14 protein-coding genes and 1 pseudogene are annotated in these 15,408 nt (G+C 43.2%); 7 read left to right on the forward strand and 8 right to left on the reverse strand.

Annotated elements, in window-relative coordinates; genetic code table 11:
* Positions 1-221: 221 nt before the first annotated feature.
* The 5 genes and pseudogenes from JCM9140_RS19675 to JCM9140_RS23985 all read right to left on the reverse strand — a co-directional run bounded on the left by JCM9140_RS19675 (position 222) and on the right by JCM9140_RS23985 (position 5,212).
* A complete protein-coding gene (locus JCM9140_RS19675) occupies positions 222-1,217 on the reverse strand; it encodes a potassium channel family protein (protein ID WP_235715414.1) in 996 nt (331 codons plus the stop codon).
* A gap of 265 nt (positions 1,218-1,482) precedes the next feature.
* Positions 1,483-2,724: a glutathionylspermidine synthase family protein gene (locus JCM9140_RS19680; RefSeq protein WP_034750602.1), complete on the reverse strand. Its 1,242-nt coding sequence runs from the start codon at positions 2,722-2,724 to the stop codon at positions 1,483-1,485.
* 359 nt (positions 2,725-3,083) lie between these two features.
* Positions 3,084-3,499 (reverse strand): annotated as a pseudogene (locus tag JCM9140_RS19685) (DUF350 domain-containing protein).
* Entirely contained in the window at positions 3,490-4,743 is a 1,254-nt protein-coding gene (locus tag JCM9140_RS19690) for a glutathionylspermidine synthase family protein (RefSeq protein WP_034750605.1), read from the reverse strand. Before JCM9140_RS19690 ends, JCM9140_RS19685 begins: the two are co-directional and overlap by 10 nt.
* A complete protein-coding gene (locus tag JCM9140_RS23985; RefSeq protein WP_034750608.1) occupies positions 4,733-5,212 on the reverse strand; it encodes a hypothetical protein in 480 nt (159 codons plus the stop codon). The genes JCM9140_RS19690 and JCM9140_RS23985 overlap by 11 nt, the downstream gene beginning before the upstream one ends.
* 517 nt (positions 5,213-5,729) lie before the next feature.
* Between JCM9140_RS23985 and JCM9140_RS19700 the strand changes: the two genes are divergently transcribed.
* The 3 genes from JCM9140_RS19700 (at position 5,730) to JCM9140_RS19710 (ending at position 8,297) form a co-directional block, all read left to right on the forward strand.
* Complete coding sequence (locus JCM9140_RS19700; RefSeq protein WP_034750611.1) at positions 5,730-6,767, forward strand: ABC transporter substrate-binding protein; 1,038 nt, start codon at positions 5,730-5,732, stop codon at positions 6,765-6,767.
* 19 nt (positions 6,768-6,786) lie between these two features.
* Positions 6,787-7,782 carry an aromatic ring-hydroxylating dioxygenase subunit alpha gene (locus tag JCM9140_RS19705; RefSeq protein WP_034750614.1) on the forward strand — a complete coding sequence of 332 codons (996 nt, stop codon included), beginning with the start codon at positions 6,787-6,789 and terminating at the stop codon, positions 7,780-7,782.
* 137 nt (positions 7,783-7,919) lie between these two features.
* Positions 7,920-8,297, forward strand: a complete 378-nt coding sequence (locus JCM9140_RS19710) for a hypothetical protein (protein ID WP_034750617.1) — start codon at positions 7,920-7,922, stop codon at positions 8,295-8,297.
* Positions 8,298-8,434: 137 nt separating this feature from the next.
* Here the strand turns inward: JCM9140_RS19710 and JCM9140_RS19715 are convergent, their stop codons facing one another.
* On the reverse strand, positions 8,435-8,665 hold the full coding sequence (locus JCM9140_RS19715; protein ID WP_034750620.1) for a hypothetical protein: 231 nt from the start codon (positions 8,663-8,665) through the stop codon (positions 8,435-8,437).
* Positions 8,666-9,802: 1,137 nt separating this feature from the next.
* Between JCM9140_RS19715 and JCM9140_RS19720 the strand changes: the two genes are divergently transcribed.
* The 3 genes from JCM9140_RS19720 to JCM9140_RS19725 all read left to right on the forward strand — a co-directional run bounded on the left by JCM9140_RS19720 (position 9,803) and on the right by JCM9140_RS19725 (position 12,636).
* On the forward strand, positions 9,803-11,317 hold the full coding sequence (locus JCM9140_RS19720) for a hypothetical protein (protein ID WP_034750624.1): 1,515 nt from the start codon (positions 9,803-9,805) through the stop codon (positions 11,315-11,317).
* A gap of 423 nt (positions 11,318-11,740) precedes the next feature.
* Positions 11,741-11,899, forward strand: coding sequence for a hypothetical protein (locus JCM9140_RS23990; RefSeq protein WP_156314935.1), 159 nt, complete (start codon positions 11,741-11,743; stop codon positions 11,897-11,899).
* Positions 11,900-12,138: 239 nt separating this feature from the next.
* Positions 12,139-12,636: a sigma-70 family RNA polymerase sigma factor gene (locus JCM9140_RS19725; RefSeq protein WP_052002401.1), complete on the forward strand. Its 498-nt coding sequence runs from the start codon at positions 12,139-12,141 to the stop codon at positions 12,634-12,636.
* Positions 12,637-12,663: 27 nt separating this feature from the next.
* On the opposite strand, the gene JCM9140_RS19730 is transcribed toward JCM9140_RS19725, so the two are convergent.
* On the reverse strand, positions 12,664-13,110 hold the full coding sequence (locus tag JCM9140_RS19730; RefSeq protein WP_034750629.1) for a YARHG domain-containing protein: 447 nt from the start codon (positions 13,108-13,110) through the stop codon (positions 12,664-12,666).
* Between the two features lie 544 nt (positions 13,111-13,654).
* On the opposite strand from JCM9140_RS19730, the gene JCM9140_RS19735 reads away from it, so the two are divergent.
* Positions 13,655-14,389 carry an N-acetylmuramoyl-L-alanine amidase family protein gene (locus JCM9140_RS19735; RefSeq protein WP_034750632.1) on the forward strand — a complete coding sequence of 245 codons (735 nt, stop codon included), beginning with the start codon at positions 13,655-13,657 and terminating at the stop codon, positions 14,387-14,389.
* A 71-nt stretch (positions 14,390-14,460) separates the two neighbouring features.
* Here the strand turns inward: JCM9140_RS19735 and JCM9140_RS19740 are convergent, their stop codons facing one another.
* Positions 14,461-15,312: an SDR family oxidoreductase gene (locus JCM9140_RS19740; protein ID WP_034750635.1), complete on the reverse strand. Its 852-nt coding sequence runs from the start codon at positions 15,310-15,312 to the stop codon at positions 14,461-14,463.
* Between the last annotated feature and the right edge of the window lie 96 nt (positions 15,313-15,408).

Here is a 15,408-nt window from a genome sequence, read left to right on the forward strand (position 1 = left end):
ATCATCGGACAATAAATCGTAGCAAGCGGACAATAAATGTCGCTCATCGGACAATAAATCAATGAAACTCGACAATAAACTCTGTTAACTCGGGAAGAGAGGAAGCTTTTTGGTTAGAAATGGTACTAGAACGTTTAATTTAATTACTTTGGAGGAGAAAATGAATGGTTTCACACAGCAAAAAGGTCCTCATACTTCTTGATGAGGACCTTTCTTCTTATTTATCTTGCAGCAGTCGACAGCTTTACCTTCTCATACGTTTCGCGGTTGCAAATAATGTAGAGCACCGCATCATTAGGAATTGGATCGTTTAGACGGCGGTTGATGTCTAGATGATTCCGATCAGCAATGAGAGTCGCCCCTTGTGCAAGCAAGTCTTGAAACGCTTCGCCATATGTGTTCCATTCTGGTTTTTTCGATAGCTGGTACAAGTCTTCCCCGTGTTGATGGCTGATGAGTTGAGAGTAGACTTGGCTAACTCCTTTATAGAGCGCTGATCGTACAGCAAGGCGGGAAATCGTCTCTTGTGCAAGAATGAATTCGTCTACCTCGACATGAGTAAAGTTCGAGATGTTTTTTTCCGTCATTACCTCTGCGGTTGTGTGAACCTTTGGAGCGAGCCGGCTGACCGTTATGCCGACGAGCAAGGTTTTGGCGTCTTTTAAGGACGGGTCTTGAATCGTGTCATCTGAGAAAATGATGACGGCGCTCGCTTTAGTGAGGTTTGCTTTTTCGTAAGGTTCTTCTGATGTAGGGTCCCCTTTTACGTAATGAAGGCGCGTGTTGTTCATCAGTAAGTCAGGTGCTTTTTCGAGTGTATCGATGATAACGACTTCGATTTCTTGATCTGAGTCGAGTATTTCTTTTACCGCGGATTCCGCTTTTTTGTTCCAGCCAATGATGACGATGTGGCGTTCTTCCATATAGGTGATCCTCCCTTCTTCTCTCATTCTTCGAAACAATGTAAATGAGTCCACAATTTTTCCGATCACGACCCCGAGTAGACCGATTCCAATGAGGAACATGAAAACGGAGTAGATTTTCGCCGGCATGGTGACAGGCGAGTAATCGCCATAACCAACTGTCGTGAATGTCGTCATCACGAAGTAGAATGTGTTTAGCAAGCTTTCAAAGTTGTCTGGCTCCAGGGCGTACATGATGATGGTACTTAGTATGATAAATGCAGCTGTTGTAATGAATAAGGTTAGATTTCTCATACGGATGAGGCCTAGACTAAGTTTGAGAAAAAAATGCATACGGTACCTCCTTTCTTTGTGGTTTTTGTACGGAAATAGTGTGGATATCTTATTTTCAAAATTCTTAGAAGACCTCTTCCCCTGTGAATAACTCACGTATTGTGGAGAATTCATGTATAACCGTCTAGTTATCCACCTTTTGCGTGCCATTTTCCGTTTTTGTTACGAATCCATGTTTCAACTAATCCACAAATAGTGGGTCAAGGAACCTGTCCCCCTGACCCACTTATCGCGTTGTATAGGCGACGAACATGGATAAGTTTCCTGTGATGGGTCCGCCAACTCGGAAAAACAGACCGCTTGGTTCACCGTTTATAACGTGGGAGCCGATTAAGAGCTTGCCGGTATAGGGGCCGTCCCATGTGTCGATGGTTTGGTCTGGCATTGGGAAGTACTGTTGGTAAATGGTTGCTTGGTCTTGGTAGTAGTCGACGTCTTCATCGACGACCGCTCCTTTTGAGACAATTTGGATGCCTCCGCCTTCGCGTCCTAGTACTGGTTTTTTGACATAAGATGTTAGGTTGCCGAGTGAGTCGTACGTTGGCAAAAAGTATTTCTCGATCGCATCGCGTTCCATGCGTGTGTACCACTCGTCTTTTTTTTCCCATATAAGGGAGAGGATTGCTTTTGATTGCATAAGCAGCGCCGATGGCGGGTTAATCACTTTTAGTTTGTCGTTCATCAAATGGACGATGAACTGTTCGCCAATGAGCTCACCCGTTCCGCCTTTTTCTTCTAAGAAGTATTCAAGCGGATACAAACGGTACAAAAAGTCGATCTTTTTTCCGTCTGGTGTTTGCACGTCATCGGTGCCAACGATAATCTCTTCTAGCGGCACGTATTTTGCTTGCTGCGGGTACAAGTTCATAAGGTATTGTACCGTTTGTTTGTCCTCATCATGCCAATCAGCACTAGTGAAGTAGAGTGTGTCCGTGCTAGAAATACCATAGTCTTTAATGATTTGCGTCCAGGCATTGCGAATTTTCGCATCCATTCCGGCATTCGGATTTAAGTGTCCATGCTCCTTGCAAAGAATATCCTGTGCAATTGCTGATTCGACCAATCCGACAGGGGTATCGGTATTGCCTTCAATCACTTTAAGTCCGTTTGCTGATGCAATAAAGTCATAGCGGCAAAAATACGAAAAAGCGGTTTTTTCTTCTTTTAACAGCAGGTCCCATAAGAATACCGAAATTCCAAGGCGGTGGATGAGCGAGCGATCTTTTCTGATCTGCTCATATGTTTTTTTGAAAATATCATTAACCGCACGTGAGGCGTTCTCTACTTCTCGGGCAAGGGACGATGGAACAGCTAAAAGCGAGTCGCTCATGTATTGGTTGTCTTCATAGTTTTCATATAACGTCGCCCATGTGAAGCCGTTTGCCGCTGCTTTACGTTCGACTTCGAGCCAGCGTTGCAGGTAGCGCTCGGGGTCGAATGGTTGAGTTAGTGAGTAGTGTGGAAGCATGTTGGCCTCCTTTCGTTTGTTTTTGTTTTTGATGGGTTAAGTGCTCTTCCCATGTTCGTTTCATTGCGCTGCAGCCACTCGCTTTCCGCGGGGAGGTGGTGAGCCTCCTCAGCTTCGCCTGTGGGGTCTCACCCCTACCTCTATTTCCCGCAGGAGTCGAGTGGCTTCCGCTCCATTTCACTTTGAGGAGAAACGTTAGCTTTATTCTCGACTAAGGCTGAATTTTTCCGGGATTTGCGTTGGCTCCGCTCGCCGTGCGCCTTTTGAGAAGATCGCTCAAAAGGCTTAAAACATAACGGCGGCTCCACTCAACGCTACGCTTTAAAAGAAAAAGGAAGACCACCTTTTTCTTTTAAAGCTTAATAGCTAATCGCCGCAGCTACAATCATCCCTACTAACACTGAAACTCCACCTAATAACAGTCCGACTGCGACATTGCCCTTTTCCACTTCCTTTGCTAAGTTCGTGTTGCGTGTGAGGACGTATTCGATAACAATGTGCAGGACGATTTGGATGATGATGGCGATGAACGCCAGATTGCTAAGTCGACTAGGTTGATGGAATGGCGGATCGCTGATTGTAAGACGACGACGAGTCCACCCATTTTTCCTAGTAATTTTAGTGAGACGGCTGTGTTGCCGTTTTTAATTTGTTCACGTTCTGAGTAAGGGGTGACAAATTTAAAGATGTATGTCCCGATTAGAAAGAGAACGAGAGATACACCAAGGTAAATAATAAAATGATCAAAGGTTTGTAAATAAAACGTTAAGTCCATTCAGTTGCTCCTTTCACTCCACAAGGTAAAAAGTAGGATAGGTTATCCGTAATTTGGGCACCAGCGCGTACGCCGAATGCGCTTGGTTTTTCATTGACGATAAAACTCCCGACTAACAGGTGAGCTTCGGTTTTGCCTTTTTCTGTTGCAATGGTCGTTGACGGAAGGTCAACGTACTTTTGATACACTTTTACATAGTGGTCGTATGTTTTGGCTTTTTGCGCGAAAAGCCTTTTTCCTCTTTTTCGTACTTCGACGGTGTCTCCTTCTCTTCCGAATGCTGGCTTGGAGACATACGTTTCACCTATTTCCAAGAATGGTTCTTCGTCTAAGTATGTTGGCAAAAAGATGCGGTTAATCTTGTGATGTTCTTCTTCTGTAAAAAGTGGATGGTTCTGTTCGTGCATGCCCCATATGGCTGCCATAACGGCTTTGCTTTGTAGCATAAAGGCCGAGGTTGGGTTTAGCATGCCGACTTTTTGATTTGCGACAAGCTTCATAAATTCGATGCCAATTGGAAATGTTTCGTCTGTGACGTCTTCTAGTAATGCTTCGAGTGGATATGTATGTCGGTAAACGACATCGATTTTATTCCCATCTGGGTCGTACACTCCGTTGCCCTCTTCAACTTGGAGTTCGGCAAGCGGGACGAACTTGGCGCCTTTAATTTGGGCTGTTCGTAGCAAATACATCATCGTTTCACGGTCTTCGATGTCGTCTGCATGGGCGGTAAACACAACATAAGGGTGCTCGGTTATGCCGATTGCTCTTGCGCAATGAAAGACGCTGTTTCGAATGGCGACTGCTAATTCTTCAGCTTTTCCTTCGTTTGGATCATGTAACCCAAACTCTTTACACACCAATCCGTTCACATCAAACAACTCTCGAATAAAGGTTGGTGTGTCTGCGTTAAATTCGAGTAGCTTCCAGCCTTCATCCGTTTGAACGAAATCAAATCGGCCAATTACGGTTTCATATGGCAGCCATTTCATCCGTAAAAAAGGCAGAGCTTTTTGCGGGAAGCCTAAGTCTAATAGCGTCTCATCAGGAGCTTGGCGAATGACCTGGCTCATTTTTTTATAAATAAAGTACGCGTCTTCTGTTGCCGTACGGATTGCTTCAGCATCTGTTGCATGTAGTTCCAAGCAATCATATAAGGCGTATTCGCTACCGTATAAGCGGTCCCAAAACTTTGGGATTGCCTCATAAAAAGCGTCGCGTTTCGGGTTGTGATTAGCCTCCAAAGCTACCACCACCACCCATGCCAGAGCGTGGATTTGTCGCTCGGTTTGGTGATCTTGTTTGGTTTTGGTCCTGACGCGGTTGGTTGACGTTTTGGTCAGGCTGGTTTCCTGTTGCTGGTCGTCCTGCTTGAGTACCGCCTCTTGCCCCACCAGCTGTTGCTCTTCCAGCCATAAAGGCCGCAATCGTCGGGAACCACATACCGCCGTAGTAGTAATGGCCATGATTCTCATTCCCCGGCTCCACGCATTGATAGCCTTCTGCCTCTTCATCCCATTGCCACGTATCGCAATCGGCCTCATCCGGAGATGGCGGGCCAGCGTCTGGCTGTACATTTACTTCAGGATCCGGCTCAGCTGGAACAGATAATAACTCCTCTTGCAATCCTGGTGAACAGCCCGTTAGTCCAAATAAAGCTACACTTGAACCAACGAGACCTTTTAATAGCTTATCTGTTTTCGGTTTGTTCATTGAGTACACCTCCCTAATGATTATCCTGATTCTTTCTATACGAAGTATCTTTGTAAAAGTTTCACTCTTTTGATTCTACCAGTATTTTGGCAACGAACGAAATGTTTTAGTCGGAAAAATAAATAGAGTGGGACAATTCTTTGCTTTACGGGTTAAGTTTTCTTCTCGAGTTCGTTCCATTGCGCTGCAGCCACTCGCTTTCCGCGGGGAGGCGCTGAGCCCCCTCGGCTTTGCCAGAGGAGTCTCAGCCCTACCTCTATTTCCCGCAGGAGTCGAGTGGCTTCCGCTCCATTTCACTATGAGAGTTGACCATTATTCAACACTCTAAAAAAACCATCTTTTTTAAAAAATCATGGATAGATATCCTCCCAAACGTTCACACGACTTTTCGGTTTTCGATTATGATTTTTATAACCAATAAGGAAATAAAACTTTGTAGTTACTCAACATAATGTAACACACTGAAGTTTTTAACTTTCTTTTCGGATTACACTTTTTACCAAAAGGGGGATTTACGTTGTTAAAGAAAAAATGGGGTACATACGTGTTAGCTGGGGCTTTTACGTTGATGATGACTGCATGTGGCAGCAGCACCGAGACAGAGTCGACTTCGGAGTCGGTAGATGCACCGAGTGACGACCCAGAACCAGTGGAAGAAACCGTTGAAATGACGGATGTGAAACAGGTGACAAACTGGTTTGCTCAACCGGAGCATGGCGGTCTTTATGCCGCACTGGAGAAAGGATTTTATGAGGAAAATGGCATGAACATGTCGATCGATCAAGGTGGACCTCAAGTGTCTTCCATTCAAATTGTTGCCTCAGGTCAAGCACAGTTTGGACTGGCACAAGCTGATGATATTTTAATCGCTCGAGCGGAAGGTGTTCCGATTGTGGCGATTGGGACGATTTTTCAAACGAGTCCTCAAGGGTTACTGTTCCACAATAGCCAAGGCATCACTGATTTTGCCGATTTGCAAGGGCGAAAAGGGATCATCCAGCCTGGAATTGGATACTGGGAATACATTAAGGAATTTTATGATTTAGATGACGTGCAAGAAATTACATTTACGGGTCAATTCATTGATTTTATTGAAGATGAGACGTCGTTTACACAAGGATATGTAACACAAGATCCGTTTAACTTTGAACAGCAAGGATTGGATACCGATTATCTACTCATTCATGATTCTGGTTACCAACCGTATGCAAACGTTATGTTCACAACAGAAGAGTTGATCGAAAACAATCCTGAGTTAGTTTCGGCTTATGTCGAAGCATCCGTCAAAGGCTGGGAGTTTTACAAAGAAAACTATGATGAAATCAATCCTGTTATTCAAGAATCGAACCCTGATTTCCCAACTGATCAATTAGCTTTCACAGCTGAAACTCTTGTTACCTACGCATTTGAAGGAGATGCCGCTGAACACGGGTTTGGGTATATGTCAGAGGAACGCTGGACAACGCTTCACGAACAGTTAGCCGAACTAGAAATCATTACACCATTAGATGATGTTGGTGCTTCATTTACAAATGACTTTTTACCTGGACATTAATGTTTAATAGGAGGATCACATGTTACAAGACCCGTTACGAAATGAATGGCACGCTGTTTTAAAATCAACCGAACTGAATGAAGAGCCTGTGCAATGCTATGTGTTAGGAGAGCGAGTTGCAGTCTTCCGCACTGATTCTGGGGTACATGCGTTTCGCGATTTATGTATTCACCGAGGTGCTGCTTTGTCACTAGGAAAGGTGAAAGACAATCAGCTCATATGTCCGTATCACGCTTGGGAATACAACACGCAAGGCACATGTGTGAAAATTCCGGCTCAACCATGTACACAGGCCATTCCAAAAAAAGCGAAGGCCGAAGTGTATCATTGCCAAGAGAAATATGGCCTCATTTGGGTTTGCCTTAGTGATGAGCCTAAGCCAATCCTTAATTATCCAGAAGGCGATCAGCCTGAGGAATACCGCACGGTCATCTGCGGTCCTTATGAAATAGAGGCTAATGCACCGAGAGTTGTTGAAAATTTTCTTGATATTTCCCATTTAATGTTCGTTCATGAAGGATTGCTTGGAGATGAGGAGCACGCGGAAGTGTCTGATTACCGCGTTCATTTTGAAGATGGTCGGTATATTACGGATCGCATTTCCATCTATCAACCAAATCCAGATGGTCGTTCCATTGGCGGTTATACCGATTATGTGTATGAAATCTTGTCACCGAAAACGGCTCGCTTGAAAAAATTCGGTCCCGGCCCTAATGATGTCTTTTCCCTTCTTATTGAAGTGTTGCAGGAGAAGGATGGCAAAACAAAGGTGTATATGCTGCAGTCGAGGAATTTTCAGTTGGAAGAGCCTGATGAAGGCTACATCGAATTTCAAGACCTGATAATCGGTCAGGATCTAGCGATTGTTGAAAGCCAACGACCTGAACTTCTTCCTCTCGATCTTCAAGAGGAATTGCACTTAAAGTGTGATCGGTTAAGCATCAGTTACCGCCGCTGGTTGAAAGAGCTCGGCATTGAAGTTGGAACAACAGAGAATCTGCAAGTCCAACGTTAGGTATATTAAAAAAGTAGCTGCCATCTCCGCAGCTACTTTTTTTCAGAAAATTTTTTATAACAGACAAATTCTAACACCTTTCGCATAATGTATGCACTACGCTTATAGTATAAACTTCATTGATTGGAGGGTTTGTTATGGAGATGCTGTATCCTAGAATACGTTTTCAGAAACCGATTTTGGCAGACATCAGCATGATTGAGTGCAATGGAAAGACGATCAATTCCAGCACGAGTAAAGTTTGTGTGTACGATATGAGCTCAACCGGAATATCTTTTTCTACCACTCTTGACTTCCCTACAATGAATGAAGTTCCAATTCTTTTAAAAGTGGTCTTATTCTCGAACTGTACGTTTACTGGAAAGATCGCAACAAAAGAAATGAAAGATGGCAAACTCTATTACAGACTTTCGGTCAAAACGTGCAATTTGAACTTTTATAAGCTTGTCGAGGAGATGAATCATACCCATCGAATTAAGCTGCCTTATGTGTACAAAAGTGATGAAGTGGGGTAATTCCGCTTCATTTTCATTTCTTTTTGCCTACTAAAAAACCCCTGAAACGTTCCAGTTCAACGGAATGCTTAGGGGGTTTTCATTGTAATGGTATGAACTTGTCCGATTGGTTGTCATCTATGTCCATGTGCAGCACCTTATGAACATTTAGGCATTTGTGATTCACAAAGCCCCATCATTTCAGCTAGTAGGTCTTGTCCTGTTAGTTTTGTCCAAGGGATTTCAATGCCTTTTCCTGGTGCAAAAGCTTTTCCAAGGTAGCCTTGTTTTTCATCAGTCGCAATGTAAATGTCCCAGCTCCATCTGTTTTTGTAGTTCTTTTCTGCTTTGTGCTCGATTTCTGCTAAGTAATGTGTTTTCTTTGTCATAGTGTATCGCTCCTCTCTTGTTATTATTATAATAGTCTGAAAAAAGGTAAATGAAAAGCCTTTTGTTAGATTATATGACAATTAAGATGAGTTTATTTCATTTTAGACCTCTACGTTGTGGAGTTTTCCTTAGCCGGTTTTGTAAAGGGTTTTCCTGTGTTGACTTTATAACTCTTAGCGGAAAATAGAGGGAGGCCACTGAAAAAGTGCCTAACTGCCGCAGGGGAATAACTCTCCGCTTTCCGCGGGTGCCCGTTGAGCCTCCTCGCTGTCGCCTGCGGGGTCTCACACGTGGGTCACTGGTCCCGCAGGAGTCTACGTGTCATTCCCCTGCTAGGGTTACTTTTTACTTATCTTTAACTTATTACTCTTTTTCATAGGTGAATCTAATTATATCAACTGAAGAAACAATAACACTCAGACCAAATACCGGATTTATGAACTAGATGGCCGATAATATACTTCATCAAACAATGTACTAGAGTGAGTTAAAACATCGACATGGGTAAAAAATTGCGTCATCAATGGGTCTGTTTTGGTATGCAAACTCAAGCGGCTACCACGATAGTTACGGTGAATCTCAAGAGAAAATAATAAAGCTTTTAACATCTATGTAATACTTAATTTGTAAAATAAAATGACAGTTACATATTTGATGAAATTAATCTTCAGACCTGTGGACAAAAAGGTCTTTTTAAGCCATTTCTCCTATTTTCTTTTGATCGTTGAAAAGCAGGGAATTTTCTATCGTACCTCTCAACAAAGCGGACGGGATGGGAGGGCCGACTCCTGCAGGAGGGAAGGGCAGGTTGAAATCCACCGACGCAGTCGGTTAGTTCAACGCCCGCCTGCAGGTGCGTGCCCGCCATCCCGGGAGCGAGGGCAAAGCTCTCTTTCAAGTCCGAAGTAAACGATCACTTTTTCAGTGGCATACCTCTATTTCCCCCAGGAGTCGAGTGGCTTTCGCTCCATTGCACTTAGAGAAATAACGTTCTTAAGAGCAACAACCTTGACGAAAATAACTTTACTAAAAAAGGATGAATATATCACATTCACTGGTAATAAAATTGATCGAATTGGGTTAGAGAAAAAGAGATGAATGGATGTACTTCTGTTCATTTCATGAAGGAGATAGCGATGAAAAAGGTCCTCATTTTGTATGTAATCTGTTTATTCATTGTAGCAGGCTGTGCAGCTGGTTCTGAGACCGTTGTTGAACCCATTGAGTCAGCATTAGATGATGAGCAAAAGGTGAAAGATGAACTAGATGAAGGCATTTCATTCGATCAGTTAGTACAGGAAAGTTTATTTCAATTTACAATGGTAGATCACCTTACAAAACTTACGTATGATGTGTTTTTACACGCAGAAGAAACAGCTGGTCAAATTGACGCTACGTCGTCTCAGGAGTCTGAGGGCGATTTTTTTTATGAAGGATTTTATGACTTTTATCTCGTGGAAGACGGCGAGCATTTCGGTGTGAAACAAGATCACCTTTCTCTTTTTTCTAGCGAGACTGGCGATCCTCAATGGTTTTCTAAGGGTGAAGACATGGCTTATGTGAGCTCACACGAATCCGGACGGGATCTTTTGGTTGTTCATCAAAAAGAGGAGACAGAAGAAATCAGCTTTGAGCTTTTTTTGTTGGAGGATGGACAACTGCATTTAGTTGAAGTGGAAGATCATCGACTGAATGCTGTCAACGGGGAAATCCGCAACATTGGCGAAGGCCTTTTTCAACATGTTGAATACAACAATGATGAGGCATCGGCTCAGTTTGGTTGGGTTTTTCAAACATGGGAGCTTGATGAGGAATTAGTACAGCTCTCCTTGATCAGTGAAAGCATCTATAATGATGAGACACATGTGAATGGTCTTGAATATGGGCGGGAGCTGTTTGACAAATGGAGCAACGATCCCGGGAAGGCATTTGCCTATCCTCATATTGCCGTTTCTGAGGAATGGCTTGCATCTGCTAAGGACGGCCGCTTTCCTGGCATCCCTTTTGCCGTTGGGACTAAATTGCAGCATGTGTTTGATCAAAAAGGAGAGCCTGATGCCATTACCGATTGGCTTGGAGGCGCGGAAACGTTTATTTATGACAACATTGGCTATGCCGTTCCGGTGTCAGGCGATAACGCCATCGACACCCTCCTGATTCCCGGAGTCGTTATAGAGGGTGATGTGAGAGCCGTGATTGAAACGTTAGGTGAGCCTGATGAAGAGTTTGTTGATTATGATAACGTCGAAGTGATGATTTACAATACAGGTGCTTATGCGCTTTATATTGAAAAAACTCAGAATGAGATTCATAACGTATTGATTAGCCAAACAAGTCAGGCAGAATCCATTAGCGAGTGGAGCGGTGTGTATGCGATCCCGCCTAACAGTGGTGTTGGTGGTCAACTGACGATTTCAGATGAAGATCAGACTGGCTTTCTTTTTGATATTCACGTATCGACGACACATGTCGGTGAAATCGAAGGCTACGCTGTGAAAAATGGAAATACCGCTTTGCAGGTGCCTGATGAATACGGGTGTCAAATGACGCTCATTAAAGAAGGCAATCAAATGACAACGATTGAAGGAGACGAATGCTGGATTTGGAGCGGGATGGCGATTGATTTGAATCATACGTTTTATAAGCAGTAAATGGAAGGCGGAACAAGGAAATGGTCTTTTTTGAGAAATTGTAATGCTCCGAGATGACTACCAAAGAGTGATTAAGATCCTTATCCAAACAGGACTTTAATGAATGCTCGTAGTGAAATGGAGCGCAAGTCACTCGACTCCTGCGGGAAATAGAGGCTCGGCACCTCCCCGCGGAAAGCGAGTGACTGGAGCGCAATGGAACGAACATGTTGCTTCCATCTAACCCCTAAACTTTTACTTCTATTCTAATTATAGCCAAACGCACAAATAACTTTTATCTGTGCGTTTTTTCGTTTGCTCTTTTCCATTCAATTTTCAAATAAATGAACGTGAGATAAACTGCTTTTTTAACATGTAAATTTATTTTCGTTATGCATAATTTCCCAACCTCTGCACACAATACCGAAAAAGGGAGGGAATGTTATGTATGTGTTATTGGCAAAACTTTACCAACTGATGAGTCGTGTTGATCCAAAAGGGTATGTTTTCGATAAAAGTATGAAGTGGTTTGCCGTTCTTCAAAGCAATTCTTCTTTTTCCAATTCCACACAATTCCTTACCGCCGCTATTTACCTTGTGTAAAGTGGACATGCCTTTACACAACTGTTTTTTGTTAAAAATCTTAAAATCTATCAATTTTTAAGTGACGACATATACCCCCTTCCCTATTCTCCTCAAACTCCTATACCATCTGAAATGAATTGATTCATTCCCTTCTCCCATCCATTATTTTCAGGAAGATGCGGTCTGTTTCAGCATTCGTTATCGTGAGTGTACCGGCGGAATAACAGAGAAAACGCGTTTTCTAAAAGGAAATGAATGTGAACACGAATGTTTCATTTGAAGAAGTTCTAGTAAACTATGAACCTATTATTAAAAAACAAATGATCTCCCTAAGGATTTACAAAGATTTTGATGAGTTTTTTCAGCTTGGGCGCATTGCATTATGGGAGGCGTATATGAAGTTTGATCCTGCAAAAGGTAGCTTTTCAACGTACGCGATTTCGACGATTCGCGGGAAGTATATGACTCTTTTAACGAAGAAAACAAAAGACGACGAACGCCAGGTGTTGATTGGGGATGAACGGTTTGATTTTCTACCGAGCAGCTGGGAGTTTTCTCCTCTTGAGCAAGAAACCATTGAAGCGTACATGACGGGCTTAACGAAGCGTGAGCGAGTTTGGGTGTATGAGGCGATTTTATTGCACAAAAAGACGAGGGAGATTGCGGAAGGTTATCAGGTTTCGAACGCTACGGTGCGGCAGTGGAAGCAAGGGGCGTTACGGAAGATGCGGGAGAATGTGGTTCCTGAAATCTAGTATGAGGGGGTAAATCCCCCTCATATCCTACTCAAAACTTCTAATCAGCGCCACATTATACTCTTCGATGGCATTAAGCGCCCCATTATAGGAGTCGTTTGGCGAGTACCATGCTTTGCTGTAAAAGTAGCGAGTCAAATCTCCTGATTCAAATACATAGCCGTGTCTCGCAAATATTTCGTTTCTCGCAATACGAAGCTCCCAATCACTTAATCCTGAAAGCTCGCTAGATGATAGTCTTCTTATATGACTATCATAAAACAGGTAATCGTTACTTGTTCCAACTGCTTCTTGCGTGATAGACTCTGTTCGTTCAGGTTCTTGCCAGTTTGATACAAGTTCTCTTGGGTTGTTGTTTTTAATCGTCCACTCATCAGAAAAATCATAAGCACTAAACGATTCACCCGGATCTTTCAAGTTGTCAATGAGCCAGGACTGGCTTGCTGTGTCATAAACAAAGTGCGCCTCGAACAACGAGACTTGTTCATCTGCTTGGATATTATTTCGATCATTTCCTTCCCACTCTTTTATGTCAGCTTCTAACTTCCCGATAACATGCGCTGTCCACCGACCATTTGAATAGTGAATTTTTGGCTCATCATCGATCGTTGTATGGGTATTTGTATAGGAATATATGTAATTAGTTTAAGTTGAGTTGTTTTTCCGTTTTAACCAGAACTTTGAGTCAGAAGAGATGCTTCTAGCGGACAGGAGATCCGCTATCTGTGAACATTTGCTGGTTTTCTAGAGGTTCGCGGACAGAGTGAGACTATCTTAGGAAAAAGGGGTCAAATTAGCTCCAAAATTAAGAGATAACGGAACGTGTGTCCTCGAAAACTAGTTTTCCCCTCTATTTGTCACAAATAGCGGAATCTCAGTCCACTCAGCTTGTTAACACCCCCAAAAAGGCCCCTACTCTCTAAGAAAGGGGCACTTCTCATCAAGCATGCGGATTTCCATCAAAAGCCCTTACTTTTTTCTAGTGAACTGAATATAGTATTTCAGGAGGTGATATACCTTGTTCAAACTCTATTTAGATCCTGGGCACGGCGGCTCAGATACTGGGGCAACCGGAAATGGCATGACGGAAAAGGACCTTGTGTTGGATATTTCTTTGCGCATCCGCGACATTCTTGAAAGCGAGTATGCTGATGTTGATATTCGTATGAGTCGAACGGATGACTCAGATGTAAGCTTGGAGGAACGCTCAAGTGACGCGAATTCTTGGGGAGCGGATTACTTCCTATCGGTTCATGTGAATGGCTTTGATGGATCTGCTCAAGGGTACGAAGATTATATTTATGAAGGACTTTCGGACTCTTCTGAAACGGCTCAAATTCGTGATATTATGCACGAGGAGATAATGGGTGCTGTTGATTTGGTCAATCGAGGTCAAAAAACGGCTAACTTTCATGTATTGCGTGAAACAGCGATGTCAGCAATCTTAACTGAAAATGGCTTTGTCGATAACACTGAGGATGCCGAGAAGCTGAGTGATCCTAACTTTTTAGAGACAATTGCGAGAGGCCATGTCAATGGGCTTGCTCGCGCATTTAACTTAGAGCAAGTCGATGAATCTTCTGAAGATAGCGGAGATGATTCGAGCGGAGACAGCGGAAATGGCGACCTTTTCCGAGTCATTGTTGATGGTGAGCAAGAAGGCGCTTATCGCGTAAAACAAAATATATTAAATTCAGTTGATCGTAATTTGGATTCAGCTGATGAGATTATCATCGAGAAGGTTGATGAGTAAAAGTAGAGCGCACTGACAAAGTCGTTTTTTCTTTTTCAGTGCCCTACTACCTAGCCTTTTGGGTGTTTCCTTTATTTCCTTTTAAAAACTTGTGCCAGCACGACTTTTTCCCACCACGACCATGGTACAAGCTGCTTCAGTAGCAACAATGTCTTCATTCCTCTCCCAACTGGGTACCGTAGTTTTGAAATTCGCTCTTTTTCTGCTAGGTCACTTATCAAACGAGCTACTTCCAAAGGATCACCATGCTTTTTCTTGCCGGCTTCTACATTTCCCATAACACCTTGCATGTATGCCGCATAAGGGGATTGCTCACCTAAAGAGCCGGTTGATACTTCCATACCGGAAGACCAAATATTGGTCTGATAGGAGCCAGGCTCTATCAAAGCAACATCAATGCCAAAAGGCTGCAACTCTAACCGCAGGCTCTCCGAGTATCCTTCTAATGCATGCTTTGAGGCCGCATATGGAGATAAGCCTGGAAAACCAACTAACCCACTCACACTGCCAACATTAATGATTTTTCCAGACTTCTGCTCGCGCATTTTCGGCAGAACGGCTTGAGTGACAGCCATCACTCCAAATACATTCGTCTCAAACTGTCTTCTGTAATCAGAAATGCTCACCTGTTCAGCAAAGCCACCCATCGCGAAACCTGCATTATTGATCAGGACATCAACGGTTTTGAGCTGATTGACATACTCTGCAAATTGATTAATAGAGTCCTCGACCGATACATCAAGTGAGACAAATTCGATTTGTTCGAGCAGATCGGGTCGTTCATCAAATAACGTCTTGTAGACCGAACGCTTCTCCACATTCCTCATTGTCGCAACAACATGAAATCCACGCTTGGCCAACTCTATGGTTGTTAATAACCCAAAGCCGCTAGATGCACCAGTTACAATCGCTGTTTTCTGCATAGTGACCCCCTTTTTTATATGAATAATACTGTTTTTGAAAAGGTTGTTGCTGTAAAAAACGTTCAATCTCATAGTGAAATGGAGCGGAAGCCACTC

The organism is Halalkalibacter wakoensis JCM 9140, assembly GCF_000513095.1.
GTDB lineage: Bacteria > Bacillota > Bacilli > Bacillales > Bacillaceae_D > Halalkalibacter > Halalkalibacter wakoensis.